The following is a 19,829-nucleotide window of genomic DNA, read 5'->3' as shown; positions in this document are numbered from 1 at the left end:
CTACCGAATCATCCCGCGATCTTGCACTTCGGGCTGCCGTTGTGCGGCTTTCGCCGGCTATGTGGGAGCCAAAAGTGCAAGATCGCGGAAGAGGGTATGGGGGCCGCGCGAACGGCGGATCAGACGTTGAAGCCCAGCGAGCGGAGCTGCTCCCGCCCCTCATCGGTGATCTTGTCAGGGCCCCACGGCGGCAGCCAGACCCAGTTGATCCGGAAGTCTTCCACCAGCCCGCCACCCGGTCCCGTGGTCAGTGCCTGCCGCGTCTGGTCCTCGATCACGTCGGTCAGCGGGCAGGCCGCCGAGGTGAGGGTCATGTCCAGGGTCGCGACGTTCTCCTCGTCCACGTGCACCCCGTACACCAGACCGAGGTCGACCACGTTGATCCCCAGCTCGGGATCGACCACGTCCTTCATCGCCTCTTCGATCTCGGCGACCTTCGTATCGTTGCTCATGCCGTCACCTCCGGGCTCACGCCCACACCGGCGCGCGCCGCGGCGTCCTTGAACGCCATCCACGGCAACAGCGCACACTTCACCCGGGCCGGGTAGCGCGCCACACCGGCGAACGCCACACCGTCCCCCAACACGTCCTCGTCCGGCGTCACCTGTCCCCGCCCGGACATCAGGGCCACGAACGCGTCGTGCACGACGAACGCCCGATCGGCCGGCTGGCCGGTCAGCAGCTCGTGCAACACGCTCGCCGACGCCTGGCTGATCGAGCATCCCATCCCGTCGTACGAGATGTCGGCCAGCCGGTCCGCGCCCGCCGCCACCCGGACCGTCACCTCGTCACCGCAGGTCGGGTTGACGTGGTGCGCCTCGGCCACCCGGAGCGCGGCGTCCGCCGGCTCCCGCAACCCACGACCGTGCGGATGCTTGTAATGGTCCAGGATGATTTCCTGGTAGAGCTCGTCGAGCCGCATCAGCCGAACACCTTCCGGGCCTGCTCCAGCCCTCGCACCAGGGCGTCGATCTCACCGGTGGTGGTGTACAGGTAGAACGACGCCCGGGTCATCGCCGGTACGCCGTACCGCCCGCAGACCGGCCGGGCGCAGTGGTGTCCCACCCGCACCTGCACACCGAGAGAGTCGAGCACCTGGCCCACGTCGTGCGGATGCACGTCGCCGAGCGCGAACGAGATCGTCCCACCCCGGCCGACCGGCACCCGGGGGCCGAAGATCCGCAGGTCCGGCACCGACGCCAGCGCCTCCAGCGCGTACGCGGTGAGCCGCTTCTCGTGCCACTGGACCGCCCGCATCCCGATGCCGGACAGGTAGTCCACGGCCGCGCCCAACGCCACCGCCTCGGCGATGGGCGGGGTGCCAGCCTCGAACCGGGCCGGCGGAGCCGCGAACGTGCTGCCGTCCATCGCCACCGTCTCGATCATCGAGCCGCCGCCGAACACCGGCGGCATGGCGGCCAGTAGCTCGGAACGCCCCCAGAGCACGCCGATGCCGGTCGGACCGCACATCTTGTGCCCGGTGAACACGATGAAGTCCGCGTCGTAGTCCACCACGTCCATCGGCAGGTGCGGCACCGACTGCGAGCAGTCCAGCAGCAGCAGCGCGCCGACCTGGCGGACCCGCTCGGTGATCCGGGCGGTGGCGTTGACCGTGCCGAGGATGTTTGACATGTGCACCAGCGAGACGATCTTCGTCCGCTCGGTGACCAACTCGTCCAGGCCCGACTCGTCGAGCCTGCCCTGCTCGGTGAGCGGGAACCAGCGCAGCGTGGCGCCGGTCCGCTCGCAGAGCAACTGCCAGGGGACGATGTTGGAGTGGTGCTCCATCTCGGAGATCACCACCTCGTCACCGGGACCCAGCCGGAACCGGAGGTCGCCGCCCGCGCCCATGGAGGCGTTCGAGAAGGCGTACGCGACCAGGTTGATCGCCTCGGTGGAGTTCTTGGTGAACACCACCTCGTCCGGGCTCGGCGCGTTGATGAACGCCGCCACCTTCGCCCGCGCGCCCTCGTACGCCTCGGTGGCCTCGGTGCCCAGCGTGTGCACCGACCGGGACACGTTCGCGTTGTGCCGCTCGTAGTGCTCCCGCAGCGCCTCGATCACCTGGCGCGGCTTGTGCGAGGTGTTCGCGCTGTCCAGGTAGACCAGCGGGTGCCCGTTGACCTCCCGGTCCAGGATCGGGAAGTCCTTGCGCACCCCCTCGACGTCGAAGTCCGGCAGGTCGCCGTACTGCGGCATGCCGGGCGGGATGGCCACGGTGCTCATCGGGAACCTCAGGCCCGCGCCGAGCCGGCGCCCGTGACGTACCGCTCGTAACCATCGGCCTCGAGCTTGTCGGCCAGTTCCGAACCGCCCTCCTCGACGATCCGCCCGGCCACGAAGACGTGCACGAAGTCCGGCTTGATGTAGCGCAGGATCCGGGTGTAGTGGGTGATCAGCAGCAGTCCGGTCTCCCCGGTCTCGCGGACCCGGTTGACTCCCTCGCTGACCACCCGCAACGCGTCGATGTCCAGCCCCGAGTCGGTCTCGTCGAGGATCGCCACCTTCGGCTTGAGCAGCTCCAGCTGGACGATCTCGTGCCGCTTCTTCTCCCCACCGGAGAAGCCCTCGTTGACGTTGCGCTGGGCGAACGCCGGGTCCATCTGCAGGCGTTCCATCGCCCCGCGCAGCTCGCCGGTCCAGGTCCGCAGCTTCGGCGCGGTGCCGTCGATCGCCGTCTTGGCGGTACGCAGGAAGTTGGCCACCGAGACGCCGGGCACCTCGACCGGGTACTGCATGGCCAGGAACAGGCCGGCGCGGGCCCGCTCGTCGACGGACATGGCCAGCACGTCCTCGCCGTCCAGGGTGACGCTGCCGCCGGTGATCTCGTACTTCGGGTGACCGGCGATCGAGTAGGCCAGGGTGGACTTGCCGGACCCGTTCGGGCCCATGATGGCGTGCGTCTCCCCCGCCCGGACGGTCAGGTCGACCCCCGCCAGGATCGGCTTGAGCTGCCCGTCCGGCAGCTTCACCGACACCTGCAGGTCGCGGATCTCCAGGGTGCTCATGATCGGGTCACTCCATTGCTCGGCGTCAGACTGACGTAGACATCTCCGTCGCGGACGTCGACGGGATAGACGGGAACGGGTTCGGTGGCGGGCAGGCCGGTCGGCTCCCCGGTGCGCAGGTCGAACCGGGAGCCGTGCAGCCAGCACTCCAGGGTGCAGCCGTCGACCTCGCCCTCGGACAACGCGACGGCGGCGTGCGAGCACTCGTCGTAGACGGCGTAGAACCGGTCGTCCTCGCCGTGCACCACCGCGATCTGGGTGCCGTCGACGTCCGCGCTTATCGCGGTGCCCTTGGGCACGTCCTCGACGGAACAGATCCGGATCGGTTCGCCCATCAGGCGCCCGCCTTGAGGAGCCGGGCCTCGATGGCGTCTCCCAGCCGCTCCCGCAGCGGCGCCACCGGGATCTTGTCGAGCAGCTCGGCGAAGAAGCCACGGACCACCAGCCGGCGCGCCTCGGCCTCCGGGATGCCCCGAGCCATCAGGTAGAACAGCTGCTCGTCGTCGAACTTGCCGGTCGCACTGGCGTGACCGGCGCCGGCCACCTCGCCGGTCTCGATCTCCAGATTGGGTACGGAGTCGGCCCGCGCGCCGTCGGTGAGCAGCAGGTTCCGGTTGATCTCGTAGGTGTCGGTGCCGGTGGCGCTGGCCTGGATCAGCACGTCGCCGACCCAGACCGTGTGCGCGTCGGCGCCCTGCAGTGCGCCCCGGTAGCTCACGTTGCTGCGGCAGTCCGGCTCGGTGTGGTCGACCAACTGCCGGTGCTCCAGGTGCTGACCACCGTCGGCGAAGTAGAGACCGAACAGATCGGCCTCGCCGCCCCGACCGGCGTACTGGATGGTGGTGAACTGGCGGACCAGGTCGCCACCGAGCGACACCTGGATGTGGATGATCCGGGCGTCCCGGCCCAGCCGCACCTTGAGGTGCTGCGCCTGCACCGCGTCCGGCGCCCAGTCGGCCACGGTGACCAGCACCAGCTTCGCGCCGTCGGCGACATCCACCTCGACGTTGTCGGCAAGCGTCACCGAACCGGTCTGCTCCAGCACCAGGGTCGCCTCGGCGAACCGGCCCACCTCGACGAACGAGTGGCCGTACGCCACGCCGTCGGCCCCGCCGCCGACCACCCGCACCACCGCCGGCTCGGCGACCTGCGTGTCCGGGCTCACCGAAACCAGCAGGGACCGTCCGGCCCGGCCGTGCGCCAACGCGCTGATCCGGTCGAACGGGGTGAGCACGCTGCCGATCCGCGGGTCGTCGTGCGGCACGGTGGAGACCGTCACCCCGGGCGGAAGCTGACCGTACTCGTGCTTGATCAGGCCGGTCCCGTCCGGCGTGCCGGTGGCCAGACCGCGCAGCCGCTTCAGCGGGGTGAACCGCCAGTCCTCCTCCAGCCCGGTCAGGGCCGGGAAGTCCGCCACGTCGTACGAGCGGAGCGCCTGCGACTTGGTCTTCGGGGGCGCGATTGCCTGCGTGCTCATCTCATCCTGTCTCTACGGACCGACAATTCCTTGGGGACACCGTCGGGCTTGGGGACAACCGTGGGGCGCCGGCGTCAGCCGACCGCGCCCTCCATCTGCAGCTCGATCAGCCGGTTGAGCTCCAACGCGTACTCCATCGGGAGCTCCTTGGCGATCGGCTCGATGAAGCCGCGGACGATCATCGCCATCGCCTCGTCCTCACCCAGACCCCGGCTCATCAGGTAGAAGAGCTGGTCATCGCTGATCTTGGAGACGGTCGCCTCGTGCCCCATCGCGACGTCGTCCTCGCGGATGTCCACGTACGGGTAGGTGTCCGACCGGGAGACGGTGTCGACAAGCAGCGCGTCGCACTTGACCGTGCTGGCGCTGTGGTGCGAGCCCTCCAGGACCTGGACCAGCCCGCGGTACGAGGTGCGGCCGCCGCCCCGGGCGATCGACTTCGAGACGATGGTGCTGGAGGTGTGCGGCGCCGCGTGCACCATCTTGGCACCGGCGTCCTGGTGCTGGCCCTCGCCGGCCATGGCCACCGAGAGCACCTCGCCCTTGGCGTGCTCGCCGGTCATGTACACCGCCGGGTACTTCATTGTCACCTTGGAGCCGATGTTGCCGTCGACCCACTCCATGGTCCCGCCCTCGTGGCACACGGCCCGCTTGGTCACCAGGTTGTAGACGTTGTTCGACCAGTTCTGGATGGTCGTGTAGCGGCACCGGGCGTTCTTCTTGACGACGATCTCCACCACCGCGCTGTGCAGCGAGTCGGAGGAGTAGATCGGCGCCGTGCAGCCCTCGACGTAGTGCACGTAGGCGCCCTCGTCGACGATGATCAGGGTCCGCTCGAACTGGCCCATGTTCTCGGTGTTGATCCGGAAGTACGCCTGCAGCGGGATGTCCACGTGCACGCCCTTCGGCACGTAGATGAACGAGCCGCCGGACCAGACCGACGTGTTCAGCGCGGCGAACTTGTTGTCGCCGACCGGGATCACCGTGCCGAAGTACTCCTTGAACAGGTCCTCGTGCTCCCGGAGGGCGGTGTCGGTGTCCAGGAACAGGACGCCCTGCTCCTCCAGGTCCTCGCGGATCTTGTGGTAGACCACCTCGGACTCGTACTGCGCCGCGACACCGGCGATCAGCCGCTGCTTCTCCGCCTCGGGGATGCCCAGCTTGTCGTAGGTCCGCTTGATGTCCTCGGGCAGATCCTCCCAGCTGGCAGCCTGCTTCTCGGTGGACCGGACGAAGTACTTGATGTTGTCGAAGTCGATCCCGCTGAGGTCGGCCCCCCACGCCGGCATCGGCTTGCGACCGAACAGGCGCAGCCCCTTGAGCCGCAGGTCGAGCATCCAGGCCGGCTCGTTCTTCTTGGCGGAGATGTCCCGCACCACCGCCTCGTTGAGGCCGCGCTGGGCGGACGCGCCCGCGATGTCGGAGTCGGCCCAGCCGTACTCGTACTTGCCCAGGGCGGCGAGGTGCTCCTCCTGGGTGACGGGCTGGACGATCTGCTCGGTCATCTATCTGTCCTCACAGTGGTGACGGTGTTTCCGGTCTGCCGCCGCGACGCGGCGACGGTGTTGCTGGACGTGCGGGTGCCGGCCGGTCGCGGCGCGGCGGTGGCGATCGACGGTCGGTGGGCCTGAGCCGGAATGTGCGTGGTACACACCCCGTCCCCGTGCGCGATGGTGGCCAGCCGCTGCACGTGGGTGCCGACCAGACGCGAGATCACCGCCGTCTCGGCCTCACACAGCTGGGGAAACTCGGCCGCGACGTGGGCCACCGGGCAGTGGTGCTGGCAGAGCTGGCCGCCACTGGCGATCGTCGAGGCGTTGGCAGCGTAACCCTCCGCCGTGAGCGCCCCGGCCAGGGCCTCCGCGCGGGCCAGCGGGTCGTCGCCGGCGCCCTCCATGGCCGCCCGGCAGCGCGCCTCCAGCGCGGCCACCTGCTCGGCGGCGAACGCGTCGACCGCCGGCGGGCCGCCGTACCGGGCGATCCAGCGCAGCGCGGCGGTGGCCATGCCGTCGTACGTGTGGGTGCCGCAGCGCACCCGACCGGCGTCGGTCAGCACGAAGACCTTGGCCGGACGCCCCCGGCGACGGTTGCCGCGAACCGACTGCTCCCGGGGCTCCACGTCGCCATCCGCCTGCATGGCGTCGAGGTGCCGGCGGATCGCCGCCGGGCTGAGCCCGAGAGCGGCGCCGAGCTGGGCGGCGGTGGCCGCGCCGCGGGCCAGCAGCAACTGGGTGACCCGGTCCCGGGTCCGGTCGGTCGCCGCTGGGTGGAGGTCGGCGGTCCCATGGGATTCGACGCTCTCGCGGAGTTCGGCGGCGCCGTGGGGGTCCGCCGGCACGGCGGCATCGGCGGCCGGGCCGGCCACCGATCCGTGCGCACGGAGCGTCCCCACGTTTTTCACAACGCCAACGTTACGTAATTGGCCCTGAGCCCGCAAACTCGGGTCCCGGTGATCCGGACCACCGCGCTCCCGGCGTCGCCGCAGTGATCATAACTACGATGCGTAGGATTCACGCCGTGACCCGAATCTCCCGGTTGCCGCTCCCCCTCGCCCGGCTGCGCCGTCTCGCGCTCGCGTCGATCATCGCGAACGTCGTCATCGTCGTCACCGGTGGGGCGGTCCGCCTCACCGGCTCCGGGCTCGGGTGCCCGACGTGGCCCCGGTGCACCGAGGAGTCCTACGTCAGCACGCCGGAAATGGGAATCTATGGGGCAATCGAGTTCGGCAACCGGCTGGTGAGCTGGGTGGTCGGCCTCGTCGCGATGGTCGGCCTCGTGGCCGTACTGCTGCACCGGCCGCGCCGGCGGTCCCTGGTGACGCTGGCCGCCCTGGTGCTGTTCGGGGTCGTGGCCCAGGGTGTGATCGGCGGAATCACCGTGCGGACCCAACTCCACCCGTCCATCGTCGGGATCCACTTCGTGGGCTCGATGCTGCTCCTGCTGGCCGCGTACGCGTTCTGGAAGCGCACCGCCGAGCCGGACGGCCCGACCCGCCCGGTGGTGCCCGGACCGTTGCGCGCCCTGACCTGGCTCACCGTGGCGGCCAGCGCCGCCGTCGTGCTCGTCGGGGTCGCCGTCACCGGCAGCGGCCCGCACGCCGGAGACGCCGACGCCGCCCGCAACGGTCTGGACCCCGCGACAATCTCCCAGATCCATGCCGACCTGGTCTTCCTGCTGCTTGGCCTGACCGTGGCGCTGTGGCTCGCCCTGCGCGCGGTCGGCGCCCCGGCCACCGCCGTACGGGCGGCCGGCGTCCTGCTGCTTGTCGAACTGGCGCAGGGCGTGATCGGCTTCGTGCAGTACTTCACCAACCTGCCCGCCCTGCTGGTCGGCGCGCACATGCTCGGCGCCTGCCTGGTCTGGCTGGCCACGCTCGCGGTGCTCTGGTCGACCCGGGAACGGCTCCCCGCTCCGCGTCCCGGTGCCCCAGCCGCCGCAGCCGGCACCGGCCCCGCTATCCCCACCAGCGACGCGAGCCACGGTGGCGATCCGAGCGACGGTGGCGACCGGCGTGACTCAGGCGGCCTTGGCGACCCGCGACACGCTGGTGACCTGAGCGGGCTCGGAGATCCGAGCGGCCTCAGCGACGCGGGGATCGACCGCGCGCCGACCACCACCCGCTAGCTGACGCCTTCGCACCGACCGCCCGGCCCTCCCGCAGGCCCACCGACACGCGCCCCGGCCCTCCCGCAAGCCCACCAACACGCGCCCAGGCCGCCGCAGCGGGCGGCAACTGGGCTCGACGGCACCGTCCAGGCGGGACAACCCGGTTCGCCGGTCCGTTGACCGTGATCTCATGATCATTGGAGGAAAACGGTGCGATCTGTCGGCGTGTCGACTCCATAATTTGGCAACGATCAAGAGGGCGCGGGCCGAAGCCGGCCCGGAGCACGGCCGCGCGGACCCCGCACAAGGCCGCGCGGACCCAGCACAAGGCCGCGCGGACCCGAGCACGGGCCGCGAGGCGGGTCAGCCGAGCCGGGCGGCGATCGCCTCGGCCAGCCGGTCCGCCGCGCCCTGCCCATAGGAGAGGAACAGGGACGGCTCGGTCAGCTCCACCTCCACCAGCATCGGTGTGCCGTCCGGACCGGGGATGACGTCGACCCGGGCGTAGAGCAGACGGTCGGCTCCGCCCGGTACGGCCGCCAGCACTCCGTCGGCCAGCTCCAGTTCGGCCGTCCGGGGCTCCCGAGCCTCGATCTTCTCGGCCAGGTAGAGGCCGCTCGTCCCCGGGTCGGGACCGGTAAGCATCGGACCTTTGCGGACCGCGTGACTGAACTCCGGCCCCCGCGGACCGACGACGTACATCAGAGCCGTCTCGCCGGCCTGGTCCACGGCGGTGAGGTACGGCTGCACCATTGCCACTCGGCTGCTCGCGGCGAGCCTGTCCAGGTGGACCACGGCGGCTCGTCGATGTTCCGGATCCGCCAGGTTGTAGCGACCGGTGTCCCGGCTTCCGCCACTGACCGCCGGCTTGATCACGTACTCCCCGGTGGCCGGCGGTCGCCAGGTCTCGTCCGGGGCGATCCACTCGGTCGGCACGGTCGCCACACCGGCGGCGGCGAGCTGCCCGAGATATCGCTTGTCGGTGTTCCACTCCACGATGTCGGCGGGGTTGGCCAGGCCGGGAACGGTGCCGGCCCAGGCGACGAACTCGTCCCGGCGGGTCGGGTAGTCCCAGGTAGAGCGGATCACCGTGAGGTCCGCCCGGGTCCAGTCCACGGCCGGGTCGTCCCATACCGCGGGGACCGCCTCGATGCCGCGTGCCCGCAGCGGGGCGATCAGCAGGCGATCGTCGGGATCACCGTCGGGCAGTTCACCGCAGGAAACGAGAGCGACCCGGGGCAAGCCCCGGGTCGGCTGGTACGCGGACAAATTCAGCGAGCCATGGTACGACGGGCCATCGATCGCCAGAGGTCGTTGCTGGGACGCATCTGGTCCATCAGCTCCCGCTCCCACGCGTTCTCGACGGAGACGCCAGCGCTGGCGCACGCCTGCCGCGCCACGTCGGTGTCCTCGGCGAACTGGTCCGCCCACTCGCCGTCGGATCCGACCAGCACGATGCGGGCTCCCCGCTTCCCGACGTACTCGATGACCGCCTTGGCGCCGCCGTGTCCGGCGGCGAACGCCCGGATACCGGCTACCAACCCGCTGGGGGCCTGCGCTGCCGCCTTTTCGGTCGTCAGCGTCGTATCGGAACCATCTGCCATGGACGAAGAGTAAGCAGACGCGAGGTTCCGTGCGGGCGAGTTACCGACAATATGTGACGGCAATTACCAGAGGGTTTGAACCAAGGCCCATGGAGAATGTCCATTTTCACTGGTTAGCACCCTAGAATTATCCCGAAAAATCGGGCGTAACCCCATATCTAGTGGCCTCGGGCGGCGCTGTCGTCCATCGCCGAACGTAAAACTGTGCACCTGGTGAGAAATTAGACCAGAGTGTCCACGGCGAGCGCGACAAACAGCAGCGTGAGATAAGTCGTGGACCAGTGGAAAAGCCGCATCGGCTTCACCGCGCCGCCGGCCCGCGCCCGCCGGGTCAGCTTGTGCGCCTCGATCAGGAAGACCGCCCCCACCACGACGGCCGGCACCCCGTACACGGGGCCGAGGCCGGCACCCAGCGGCCACACCGCCACCGTGGCCAGCACGGTCAGCCAGGAGAAGATCAGGATCTCGGCGTTGACCCGGCTCACCGGAGCGACCACCGGCAACATCGGGATGCCGGCCCGGGCGTAGTCGGCCCGGTACTTGATGGCCAGCGCGTAGAAGTGGGGCATCTGCCAGAAGAAGACCACCGCGAAGAGCGCCCAGGCCGCCGGTGCCAGCGACCCGGTCACCGCCACCCAGCCGATCAGCACCGGCGTGGCGCCGCAGATCCCGCCCCAGAAGGTGTTCCACGGCGTGGTCCGCTTCAACCACAGCGTGTATACGAGGTCGTAGTAGGCGATCGACGCCAGCGTCAACGCGGTCGCCAGCCAGTTGGTGAAGACGGCCATCAACACCGTCGACACCGCCGCCAACACCAGGCCGAAAATCAACGCGTTACGCGGAGTGACGGTGTGGGTCGGCAGCGGACGACGCTTGGTCCGCCGCATCACCTGGTCGATGTCCCGGTCGATGTAGCAATTGATCACGCTCGCCGCGCTGGCCGCCAACGAACCGCCCACCAGCACCACCGCGACCAGCCAGAGCGAGGGCAGCCCGCCGGCCGCCAGCATCATCGGCGGCACGGTGGTGACCAGCAACTGCTCGACGATGCGAGGCTTCGTCAGCATGACGTAGGCACGAACCACGGCCCGCCAGTCGCCACGGACGGCCGCACCGGGCGCCGCGTTCGCCACTGCCGGCGGCGCGGCGGCGGAGACGGGGCGCTCGGTGATCATGCTCACGATTGCCACCTTCCGGCATCGGCACGGGGTCCTGGCTGGCGACGGCCTCACGTTCCGCTGCCGACGACAGCGTACGCGTCGCCATTCGCGCAGCCCGGCCGACCCGACCACGGTGCGGGCGATCACACACGTCCGGGTGGTTGGCGGGCGATCGCACCCACCGGGGCGCGGGCGCCAACGCTCCCGCCCCGCGCCGCCCCGCCCAGACCCGCCGGAAGCGTCGTGGCGACCGATGACCGTTGCCACTTCTCGGTGGCGACACGTCGGGGTTCCGCACCATTTTCGTACAACGATCATGACGTTGCTCAGGCTGCCCGGTCCGAGTAGCCAACGCTGGGTCGGGGTACCCCCCACCATGGGTGACCACGCGACCGGGCGTTGCCCAGATCACCGCTCGGGCGTTTAGTTGCGCTCGATAGGGTCATCACTGAGGGTTCCGCCCACTTGTTGAGGAGCAGATTCATCGTGGCTGAAAACCGACGCGGGCAGAGCCCGCTGACCTGGTCCGACCTCGACCGCCGGGCTGTCGACACCGTCCGGGTGCTGGCCATGGACGCCGTCGAGAAGTCCGGCAACGGGCACCCCGGCACCGCGATGAGTCTCGCTCCGGCCGCGTATCTGTTGTTCAACCGGCTGATGCGGCATGACCCGACCGATCCGGACTGGGCCGGACGGGACCGGTTCGTCCTCTCCGCCGGGCACAGCAGCCTCACCCTCTACATCCAGCTCTACCTTTCCGGATACGGGCTGGAGCTGTCCGACCTCCAGGCCCTGCGGCAGTGGGGCTCGCTGACCCCGGGACACCCGGAACACGGCCACACCGCCGGGGTGGAAACCACCACCGGGCCGCTCGGCCAGGGTGTCGGCAACGCGGTGGGGATGGCGATGGCCGCCCGCCGGGAGCGTGGGCTGTTCGACCCGGACGCCGCCCCGGGACAGTCGATCTTCGATCACCACATCTGGTGCATCGCCTCCGACGGCGACATCGAGGAGGGCATCAGCCACGAGGCCAGCTCGCTCGCCGGGCACCAGCGACTGGGCAACCTCGTCCTGATCTACGACGACAACGAGATCTCGATCGAGGACGACACCCGGATCGCCAAGAGCGAGGACGTGGCCGCCCGCTACGAGGCGTACGGCTGGCACGTGCAGACCGTCGACTGGCGCGCCGGCCACGCCGACGAGGGCGAGTACCACGAGGACGCGGCGGCGCTGTACAGGGCGCTGGAGGCGGCCAAGGCGGAGACCGACCGGCCGTCGTTCATCGTGCTGCGGACCATCATCGCCTGGCCCGCGCCCAACAAGCAGAACACCGGCAAGTCGCACGGTTCGGCACTCGGCGCCGACGAGGTGGCGGCCACCAAGAAGCTGCTCGGCTTCGACCCGGCGCAGAGCTTCGCGGTGGACCAGGAGGTGCTCGCCCACGCCCGTGAGGTGGTCCGCAGGGGCCGGGACGCGCATGCCGAGTGGAACCAGGCCTTCGACAAGTGGGCCGCCGACAACAAGGAGCGCAAGGCGCTCTACGACCGGATGCGTACCCGTACCCTGCCGGCTGGCTGGACCGACGCGCTGCCGGTGTTCCCCGCGGACGCCAAGGGGGTGGCCACCCGGGCCGCCTCCGGCAAGGTGCTGGGCGCGCTGGCTCCCGTGCTGCCCGAACTGTGGGGCGGCTCGGCCGACCTCGCGGAGAGCAACAACACCTCGATGGCGGGAGAACCCTCGTTCGTCCCGGCCGAGCACGCCACCAAGGAGTTCCCCGGCCACGAGTACGGGCGCACGCTGCACTTCGGCATCCGCGAGCACGCGATGGGGGCGATCCTGAACGGGATCACCCTGCACGGCGGCACCCGTCCCTACGGCGGCACGTTCCTGGTGTTCAGCGACTACATGCGTCCGGCGGTCCGGCTCGCGGCGCTGATGAAGCTTCCCGTGGTCTACGTGTGGACGCACGACTCGATCGGCCTCGGCGAGGACGGGCCGACGCACCAGCCGATCGAGCACCTGTCCGCGCTGCGCGCCATTCCCGGGCTGGACGTGGTCCGCCCGGCCGACGCCAACGAGACCGCGTGGGCCTGGCGGCAGGCGCTGGAGCACACCGACCGGCCCACCGCGCTGGCGCTGAGCCGGCAGCCACTTCCGGTGGTGGACCGGGAGTCGCTGGCGGCGACCGACGGGGTGGCCAAGGGCGGTTACGTGCTCGCCGACGCCACCGACGGCCAGCCGGAGGTGATCCTCATCGGCACCGGGTCCGAGGTCACGCTCTGCCTCGCCGCCCGGGAGCGGCTGGAGGCCGAGGGCACCCCGACCCGGGTGGTCTCCATGCCGTGCCAGGAGTGGTTCCGGGAACAGGACGACGCCTACCGGGAGTCGGTGTTGCCGCGCGGCGTCAAGGCCCGGGTCAGCGTCGAGGCGGGCGTCGCGATGTCCTGGCGGGACCTGGTCGGCGACTGCGGCGAGAGCGTGAGCATTGAACACTACGGGGCCAGCGCTCCGTACCAGGTGTTGTTCGAGCAGTTCGGCTTCACCCCCGACCGGGTCGTGGCGGCGGCGCACGCCTCGCTGGCCAGGGTCGGCACCATCACCGGCAGCACCACCGGCAACTGAGGAGCGAGGGATGACGGACAGATTGGGCGAACTGACCGCCGCGGGCGTGGCGGTCTGGTTGGACGACATTTCCCGGGTACGGCTCACCAGCGGTGGTCTGGACCAACTGCGCCGGGAGAAGCACCTGGTCGGGGTGACCAGCAACCCGACGATCTTCGCGAAGGCGCTCAGCGACGCCGACGAGTACAACTGGCAGCTACGCGACCTGGCCCTGCGGGGCGTCTCCGTGGAGGAGGCGGTCCGGGTGATCACGGCGTACGACGTGCGGTGGGCCTGCGACGTGATGCGCCCCGCCTACGACGCCAGCTCCGGTGTGGACGGTCGGGTGTCCCTGGAGGTGGACCCCAGGCTGGCGTACGAGACGGAGAAGACGGTCGCCGAGGCGAAGGCCCTGTGGTGGCTGGTCGACCGACCGAACCTGTTCATCAAGATCCCGGCGACCGAGGCCGGCCTCCCCGCGATCACCGAGGCGCTGGCCCACGGGATCAGCGTCAACGTGACCCTGATCTTCAGCCTGGACCGGTACTCGGCCGTGATGGACGCCTTCCTCGCCGGCATGGAACAGGCCAAGGCCAACGGCCACGACCTGTCCACCATCGGCTCGGTGGCGTCGTTCTTCGTCTCCCGGGTCGACTCCGAGGTCGACAAACGATTGGATCGGATGGCCGACGAGGCCGCGGACAGTGACGGTAAAGAGCGCGCGCTGGGACTCAAGGGACGCGCCGCCGTGGCGAACGCCCGGCTGGCGTACGAGCGCTACTCCAAGGTCTTCTCCTCGGACCGGTGGCAGGCCCTCGCCGACGCCGGGGCACACCCGCAGCGGCCACTGTGGGCGTCCACCTCGACGAAGAACCCCGACTATCGGGACGTGATCTACGTCGAGGAGCTGGTCGCGCCGGGCACGGTGAACACCATGCCGGAGTCGGTGATCGAGGCGTACGCCGACCACGGCGAGACCCGTGGCGACACGGTGACCGGAGCGTACGACGAGGCCCGTCGGGTGTTCGACGACCTGGCCTCGGTCGGCGTGGACATGGCCGACGTCATCGAGACGCTGGAGCGCGAGGGTGTGGAGAAGTTCGAGGTGAGCTGGCAGGAGCTGCTCGACGGGGTGGCCAAGTCGTTGACCGCCGCCGCCCGCGGCCAGGACAGTCCGAACGAGGCCGCCAAGGACAACGCGCAGGCCGCCGAGCAAGCAGGAGGCAACGCGTGAGCGCGAGGAGTGAGCCGGTTCTGCGAGCCCCGCAGTCGCGAACGAAAGGACAAGCAGCGTGAGCGACGCCCTCCTGCAACCCCCGGTCGACTCGGCGGGCGGACTCGCGGTGCACGGAGCGGCGGCGATCGACGCCGCCGCCCCCGCGTCCACCCGTGCCGCCCTGGTCCAGAACGACGTCCCGCGCCGGCTGGCCGCCAAGGACTCCACCCTGTGGGGAGCGGACGCCGAGGACGAGGCGAAGATCCGACTCGGCTGGGTGGACACCTTCCGCCGCAGCCGCGAACTGCTCCCCCAACTCGCCGAGCTGAAGGCCGAGCTGGGTGACCTGGACCACGTGGTGCTCGCCGGCATGGGCGGCTCGTCGCTGGCGCCTGAGGTCATCGCCCGGACCACCGGGCGGCCGTTGACCGTGCTCGACACCACCGACCCCGGTCAGGTGCGCGCCGCACTGGGCGACAGGCTGGACCGCACCGTGGTGGTCGTGTCCAGCAAGTCCGGCTCGACGGTAGAGACCGACAGCCACCGGCGGGCGTACTGGCAGGCGTTCCTGGACGCCGGCCTGAGTGAGGCCGAGGCGGGACGACACTTCGTGATCGTCACCGACCCGGGTTCGCCGTTGGAGGCCACCGCTGCCGAGATGGGAGCGTTCGTCGTGCTGGCCGACCCGGACGTCGGTGGCCGGTATTCGGCGTTGACCGCGTTCGGGCTGGTACCGGCCGCGCTGGCCGGGATCGAGGTGGCCGACCTGCTGGACGAGGCTGAGGCGGTCGCTGAATCGCTCGTCGGCACCGAGGACAACCCCGGGCTGGCGCTCGGCGCCGCGCTCGGCGCCGCCGCCACCACCGGCCGGGACAAGCTGGCATTGGTCTCGGACGGCACCGGCATCGAAGGGCTCGGCGACTGGATCGAGCAGTTGATCGCCGAGTCGACCGGCAAGAGCGGCGTCGGAATCCTGCCGGTGGTCGTCGAGTCACCGCAGAGCCCGGGTCTGGCCGGTGCCGACGTGCTGTCGACCAGCTACGGCGGCGCCCTGTCCGCCGGCGCCATGCCGGGCGGCGGGACCAGCCCTGACCTGGCCGTCAACGGCCCGCTGGGGGCCCAGTTCCTGACCTGGGAGTACGCCACCGCGGTGGCCGGGGCGGTGCTCGGCATCGACCCGTTCAACCAGCCGAACGTCACCGAGTCCAAAGAGAACACCAACCGGATCCTCGCCGGCGGCCTGCCGACGGAGGAACCGCTGTTCACCGAGGGTGCGGTGCGGGTGTACGCCCCGACGGCCACCCCGCATGACCTCGTCGGCGCCTTGTCCTGGCTGCTCACCGGGGTTCCTGATGGCGGCTACCTGGCCGTCATGGCGTACCTTGACCGGTTCGCCGATGCCGACGCGGCGCAGCTCCGGCCGCTGTTGGCCGCCGCCACCCAGCGGGCTGTGACGTTCGGCTGGGGTCCCCGGTTCCTGCACTCGACCGGGCAGTACCACAAGGGCGGACCGCAGCTCGGATCGTTCCTCCAGATCACCGGCGACGTCGCCGAGGACCTGCCGGTGCCGGGCAAGCCGTACAGTTTCGGGGAGCTGCAGGCGGCGCAGGCCGCCGGTGACCGGGAAGCCCTGGCCGGGCGGCAGCGTCCCCTGCTGCGCCTGCACCTGACCGACCGGATGGCGGGCACGGCCCAGCTACTGGACGCGGCCCGCGCGCTACGGAGTTGAGAATGAGCCAGTCGACGACGACGCAGGGGCCACCCGCGAACCCGCTGCGCGACCCCCAGGACCGGCGCCTCCCCCGCATCCCCGAGCCGTGCGCACTGGTGATCTTCGGGGTCACCGGTGACCTGGCCCGCAAGAAACTCATCCCGGCCGTGTACGACCTGGCCAACCGCGGCCTACTGCCGCCCGGCTTCGTGGTGCTCGGGTTCGCCCGACGGGACTGGGGCGACGGCGACTTCGAGTCGCTGGCCCGCGAGGCGGCCCGCAAGCACGCCCGGACGCCGTGGCGGGACGAGGTGTGGGCCCGGCTGTCCGGCAACATCAAGTTCGTCGGTGGGTCGTTCGACGACGATGCCGCCTTCGACCATCTGGCTCGGACGCTGGAGGAGCTGCGCGACAGCCACGGCATTCCGGGCAACGCGGCGTTCTATTTCTCCATCCCGCCGGCCGCGTTCCCGGTCGTGCTCAAACAACTGGCGCGGACCGGGATGGCGGACAACGAGCGGTGTGGCGGTTGGCGCCGGGTGGTGGTGGAGAAGCCGTTCGGCAGTGACCTGCAGACCGCCAAGGAACTCAACGATCTGGTGGACGACGTGTTCACCCGGGACGACGTGTTCCGCATCGACCACTATCTGGGCAAGGAAACCGTCCAGAACATCATGGCGTTGCGGTTCGCCAACAACCTGTTCGAACCGTTGTGGAACTCCAAGTACGTCGACTCGGTGCAGATCACGATGGCCGAGGACGTGGGCATCGGCAGCCGGGCCGGCTTCTACGACTCGGCCGGCGCCGCCCGTGACGTGCTACAGAACCACCTGCTCCAACTGCTCGCCCTGGTGGCCATGGAGGAACCGACCAGCTTCGACGCCGCGGAGATCCGGGCCGAGAAGCTGAAGGTGCTCAAGGCGATCACCCTGCCCGCCGATCCGCGTACCGGCACGGTGCGCGGACAGTACCTGGCCGGTTGGGTGGGTGGCGAGCGAGCCGTCGGCTACCTCGACGAGGAGGGCGTGCCGTCCGACTCCACCACCGAGACCTACGTGGCGGTGCGCCTGGGCATCCAGAACCGCCGGTGGGCAGAGGTGCCGTTCTACATCCGGGCCGGCAAGCGGCTGCCGCGGCGGGTCACCGAGGTCGCGATCATCTTCAAGAAGGCACCCCACCTGCCGTTCAACCCGGAGGACATGGAGATGCTGGGCACCAACCAGCTCGTCATCCGGGTGCAACCGGACGAGGGCGTGGTGCTGAAGTTCGGCTCGAAGGTGCCGGGCACCACCATGGAGGTCCGCGACATCGCGATGGACTTCCAGTACGGCGAGGCGTTCACCGAGGCCAGCCCCGAGGCGTACGAGCGGTTGGTGTTGGACGTGCTGATCGGTGACCGGACGCTGTTCCCGGACGCGGCCGAGGTGGAACAGAGCTGGCAGGTCGTCGACCCGCTGGAGGAGGCGTGGGAGGGCACCAAGCCGGAGCCGTACCGGGCCGGCGAGTGGGGTCCCCGGGCCGCCGACGAGATGCTGGCCCGCGAGGGCCGGTCCTGGCGGCGGGCATGACCGCGACCAACGAGCGAACCGGGAGGTTCCTGTGATCGGCCTCTGGGACACCAGCGGTAACGAGGTGGTCAAGGCGTTGGCCGCCGAACGGCGCAGTGCTGGCGGCGTGGCCAGCGGTATGGCGCTCACGCTGATCGTGGTGGTCGACGAGAAGCGGGTCCGGGAGGCGGAGGCGGCGGCGACCGTCGCCGCGGCGGCGCACCCGTGCCGGCTGCTGGTGGTCGTCCGTTCGGACATCGAGCGGGAACGCACCCGGCTGGACGCGGAGATCGTCGTCGGCGGCCGGTTGGGCCCGTGCGAGGCGGTGGTGATGCGGATGTACGGCCGGCTCGCGCTGCACGCCGAGTCGGTGGTCATGCCGCTGCTGGTGCCTGACGTGCCGGTGGTCACCTGGTGGCACGGTGATCCGCCGGACCAGATCGCCAACGACTTCCTGGGTGTGGTGGCCGACCGGCGGATCACCGACGCCGCGCAGGCCAAGGATCCGATTGCCGCGCTGCACCAGCGGGCCGTGGACTACGCCCCCGGCGACACCGACCTGGCCTGGACCCGGATCACCCCGTGGCGCACCCTGGTCGCCGGGGCGTTCGACACCACCGAGGCAAAGGTGACTGAGGCGACAATCGTGGCGCCGAGCACCGATCCGACGGCGGCGTTGATGTCCGGCTGGTTGACCGCGCGCACCGGGATCAAGCCGGTGTGGCAGCACACCGACGACTTCCCGCGGCTGCGGTCGGTGCTGCTGCGGTGCGCCAACGCCGACACACTGGAGCTGGTCCGGGACGATTCGCTTGCCACGTTCCGGCGTACCGGGCAGGCGGACCGGCAGTTGCCGCTGGTGCGCCGGCCGCTCGGCGACGAGTTGGCGGAGGAGCTGCGCCGGCTGGACGCCGACCAGGTGTACGCCGCGGCGCTGTGCGCCGAGAGCGGGGTCCGGGGACTGGACAACCGGCCCCGGCAGCGGGTGCACATCTGGAAGGACCCGGTCACGGCGGAGCGCGCCGAGGCCGGTGTCAGCGCGCACGCCGGTCCCAGCGGACCGGCGACCGAGGGCGGTCACCGGGGTACGCCCGCCGAGGCCGGTCCCGGCGGACCGGCCGCGCAGGCCGGGACCGGGGGTCTGGGGAGTTGAGCGAGGCGAGTGTCGTCGTGCACGCCGATCAGGAGGTGCTCGCCCAGGCGGTCGCCGCCCGGCTGGTCGTCGCCCTGATCGACGCCCAGGCCGCCCGGGGCGAGGCCAGCGTCGTCCTGACCGGTGGACGGATCGCGTCCGCCGTCTACCGGGCGATCGGCGCGCTGCCGGCCCGGGATGCGGTCGACTGGCGGCGGGTCGACGTCTGGTGGGGAGACGAGCGGTTCCTTCCCCGGGGCCACCCGGACCGCAACGAGACCCAGGCCCGCGCGGCGCTGCTGGATCAGTTGCCGCTCGACCCGGCCCGAGTCCGTGCCATGCCGGCCGCGGACGGGCCGGCCGGACCGGATCCGGAGCAGGCCGCCGCGACGTACGCCACGGAACTTGCCGCCGCCCGGTCCGGAACGGCCGCACTGCCGCACTTCGACGTGCTCATGCTCGGCGTCGGGGAGGACGGCCACGTCGCCTCGGTGTTCCCGGACCATCCGGTGGCGCACGAGACCCAGCCGGTCAGCTTCGTCCGCGACAGCCCGAAACCGCCTCCCGTGCGCATCACCCTCACCCTCCCGACGATCAACACGGCGGAGCAGGTGTGGCTGGTGGCGGCCGGTGCGGACAAGGCTGAGGCGGTCAGAAAAGCGCTGGCCGGAGCGGGCACGGTGCCGGCGGCCGACGTTCGGGGGGTGCGGCGCACCCTGTGGCTGCTGGACCGGCCCGCCGCGGCGTGACGCACAGACCCATCG

The 19,829-nt window shown here is 70.5% G+C and carries 17 protein-coding genes and 1 pseudogene; 7 read left to right on the top strand and 11 right to left on the bottom strand.

What is annotated here, in order from left to right; all coding sequences use genetic code 11:
- Nucleotides 1-119: 119 nt before the first annotated feature.
- The 8 genes from ACFQUZ_RS19880 to ACFQUZ_RS19845 all read right to left on the bottom strand — a co-directional run bounded on the left by ACFQUZ_RS19880 (nt 120) and on the right by ACFQUZ_RS19845 (nt 6,712).
- A complete protein-coding gene (locus tag ACFQUZ_RS19880; RefSeq protein ID WP_377444246.1) occupies nt 120-530 on the bottom strand; it encodes a metal-sulfur cluster assembly factor in 411 nt (136 codons plus the stop codon).
- On the bottom strand, nt 449-922 hold the full coding sequence (gene sufU, locus ACFQUZ_RS19875; protein ID WP_377444244.1) for a Fe-S cluster assembly sulfur transfer protein SufU: 474 nt from the start codon (nt 920-922) through the stop codon (nt 449-451). The genes ACFQUZ_RS19880 and sufU overlap by 82 nt, the downstream gene beginning before the upstream one ends.
- Complete coding sequence (locus ACFQUZ_RS19870) at nt 922-2,226, bottom strand: cysteine desulfurase (protein WP_377444242.1); 1,305 nt, start codon at nt 2,224-2,226, stop codon at nt 922-924. The genes sufU and ACFQUZ_RS19870 overlap by 1 nt, the downstream gene beginning before the upstream one ends.
- Before the next feature lie 8 nt (nt 2,227-2,234).
- Nucleotides 2,235-3,008, bottom strand: a complete 774-nt coding sequence (gene sufC, locus ACFQUZ_RS19865; protein ID WP_377444241.1) for a Fe-S cluster assembly ATPase SufC — start codon at nt 3,006-3,008, stop codon at nt 2,235-2,237.
- Entirely contained in the window at nt 3,005-3,343 is a 339-nt protein-coding gene (locus tag ACFQUZ_RS19860; protein WP_377444238.1) for a non-heme iron oxygenase ferredoxin subunit, read from the bottom strand. The genes sufC and ACFQUZ_RS19860 overlap by 4 nt, the downstream gene beginning before the upstream one ends.
- Nucleotides 3,343-4,485, bottom strand: coding sequence for a Fe-S cluster assembly protein SufD (gene sufD / locus ACFQUZ_RS19855; RefSeq protein ID WP_377444235.1), 1,143 nt, complete (start codon nt 4,483-4,485; stop codon nt 3,343-3,345). The genes ACFQUZ_RS19860 and sufD overlap by 1 nt, the downstream gene beginning before the upstream one ends.
- A 74-nt stretch (nt 4,486-4,559) precedes the next feature.
- Nucleotides 4,560-5,990 carry a Fe-S cluster assembly protein SufB gene (gene sufB / locus ACFQUZ_RS19850; protein WP_377444233.1) on the bottom strand — a complete coding sequence of 477 codons (1,431 nt, stop codon included), beginning with the start codon at nt 5,988-5,990 and terminating at the stop codon, nt 4,560-4,562.
- Complete coding sequence (locus ACFQUZ_RS19845; protein WP_377444365.1) at nt 5,987-6,712, bottom strand: helix-turn-helix transcriptional regulator; 726 nt, start codon at nt 6,710-6,712, stop codon at nt 5,987-5,989. Before ACFQUZ_RS19845 ends, sufB begins: the two co-directional genes overlap by 4 nt.
- Nucleotides 6,713-6,984: 272 nt before the next feature.
- Here ACFQUZ_RS19845 and ACFQUZ_RS19840 point away from each other — a divergent pair, with 272 nt between their 5' ends.
- Nucleotides 6,985-8,109, top strand: coding sequence for a heme A synthase (locus tag ACFQUZ_RS19840; RefSeq protein WP_377444231.1), 1,125 nt, complete (start codon nt 6,985-6,987; stop codon nt 8,107-8,109).
- Nucleotides 8,110-8,454: 345 nt separating this feature from the next.
- Here the strand turns inward: ACFQUZ_RS19840 and ACFQUZ_RS19835 are convergent, their stop codons facing one another.
- From ACFQUZ_RS19835 to ACFQUZ_RS19825, 3 genes are all read right to left on the bottom strand, one after another.
- Nucleotides 8,455-9,366 carry a RimK family alpha-L-glutamate ligase gene (locus ACFQUZ_RS19835; RefSeq protein ID WP_377444362.1) on the bottom strand — a complete coding sequence of 304 codons (912 nt, stop codon included), beginning with the start codon at nt 9,364-9,366 and terminating at the stop codon, nt 8,455-8,457.
- Nucleotides 9,363-9,695: a hypothetical protein gene (locus ACFQUZ_RS19830; RefSeq protein ID WP_377444228.1), complete on the bottom strand. Its 333-nt coding sequence runs from the start codon at nt 9,693-9,695 to the stop codon at nt 9,363-9,365. The genes ACFQUZ_RS19835 and ACFQUZ_RS19830 overlap by 4 nt, the downstream gene beginning before the upstream one ends.
- Before the next feature lie 221 nt (nt 9,696-9,916).
- Nucleotides 9,917-10,876 carry a heme o synthase gene (locus ACFQUZ_RS19825; RefSeq protein ID WP_377444225.1) on the bottom strand — a complete coding sequence of 320 codons (960 nt, stop codon included), beginning with the start codon at nt 10,874-10,876 and terminating at the stop codon, nt 9,917-9,919.
- Nucleotides 10,877-11,341: 465 nt separating this feature from the next.
- Between ACFQUZ_RS19825 and tkt the strand changes: the two genes are divergently transcribed.
- From tkt to pgl, 6 genes and pseudogenes are all read left to right on the top strand, one after another.
- Nucleotides 11,342-13,480, top strand: a complete 2,139-nt coding sequence (gene tkt / locus ACFQUZ_RS19820) for a transketolase (protein WP_377444222.1) — start codon at nt 11,342-11,344, stop codon at nt 13,478-13,480.
- A gap of 10 nt (nt 13,481-13,490) precedes the next feature.
- The gene (gene tal / locus ACFQUZ_RS19815; protein ID WP_377444219.1) at nt 13,491-14,693 is read left to right on the top strand and encodes a transaldolase; all 1,203 of its coding nucleotides are present in this window, start codon (nt 13,491-13,493) and stop codon (nt 14,691-14,693) included.
- Between the two features lie 58 nt (nt 14,694-14,751).
- Nucleotides 14,752-16,404 carry a glucose-6-phosphate isomerase gene (locus ACFQUZ_RS19810; protein ID WP_377444216.1) on the top strand — a complete coding sequence of 551 codons (1,653 nt, stop codon included), beginning with the start codon at nt 14,752-14,754 and terminating at the stop codon, nt 16,402-16,404.
- Between the two features lie 2 nt (nt 16,405-16,406).
- Complete coding sequence (gene zwf, locus ACFQUZ_RS19805; protein WP_377444213.1) at nt 16,407-17,954, top strand: glucose-6-phosphate dehydrogenase; 1,548 nt, start codon at nt 16,407-16,409, stop codon at nt 17,952-17,954.
- Nucleotides 17,955-17,985: 31 nt separating this feature from the next.
- A pseudogene (locus ACFQUZ_RS19800) lies at nt 17,986-18,984 on the top strand (glucose-6-phosphate dehydrogenase assembly protein OpcA); the annotation flags it as partial.
- Nucleotides 18,985-19,082: 98 nt separating this feature from the next.
- Nucleotides 19,083-19,814: a 6-phosphogluconolactonase gene (pgl, locus tag ACFQUZ_RS19795; protein WP_377444212.1), complete on the top strand. Its 732-nt coding sequence runs from the start codon at nt 19,083-19,085 to the stop codon at nt 19,812-19,814.
- Nucleotides 19,815-19,829: the final 15 nt, after the last annotated feature.

The sequence above is a fragment of the Plantactinospora sp. GCM10030261 genome, from assembly GCF_042666615.1.
Classification (GTDB): Bacteria; Actinomycetota; Actinomycetes; order Mycobacteriales; family Micromonosporaceae; genus KBS50.
Note: the sequence above shows the minus strand (reverse complement) of the source record. Positions and strands in the feature narration are given on the sequence as shown.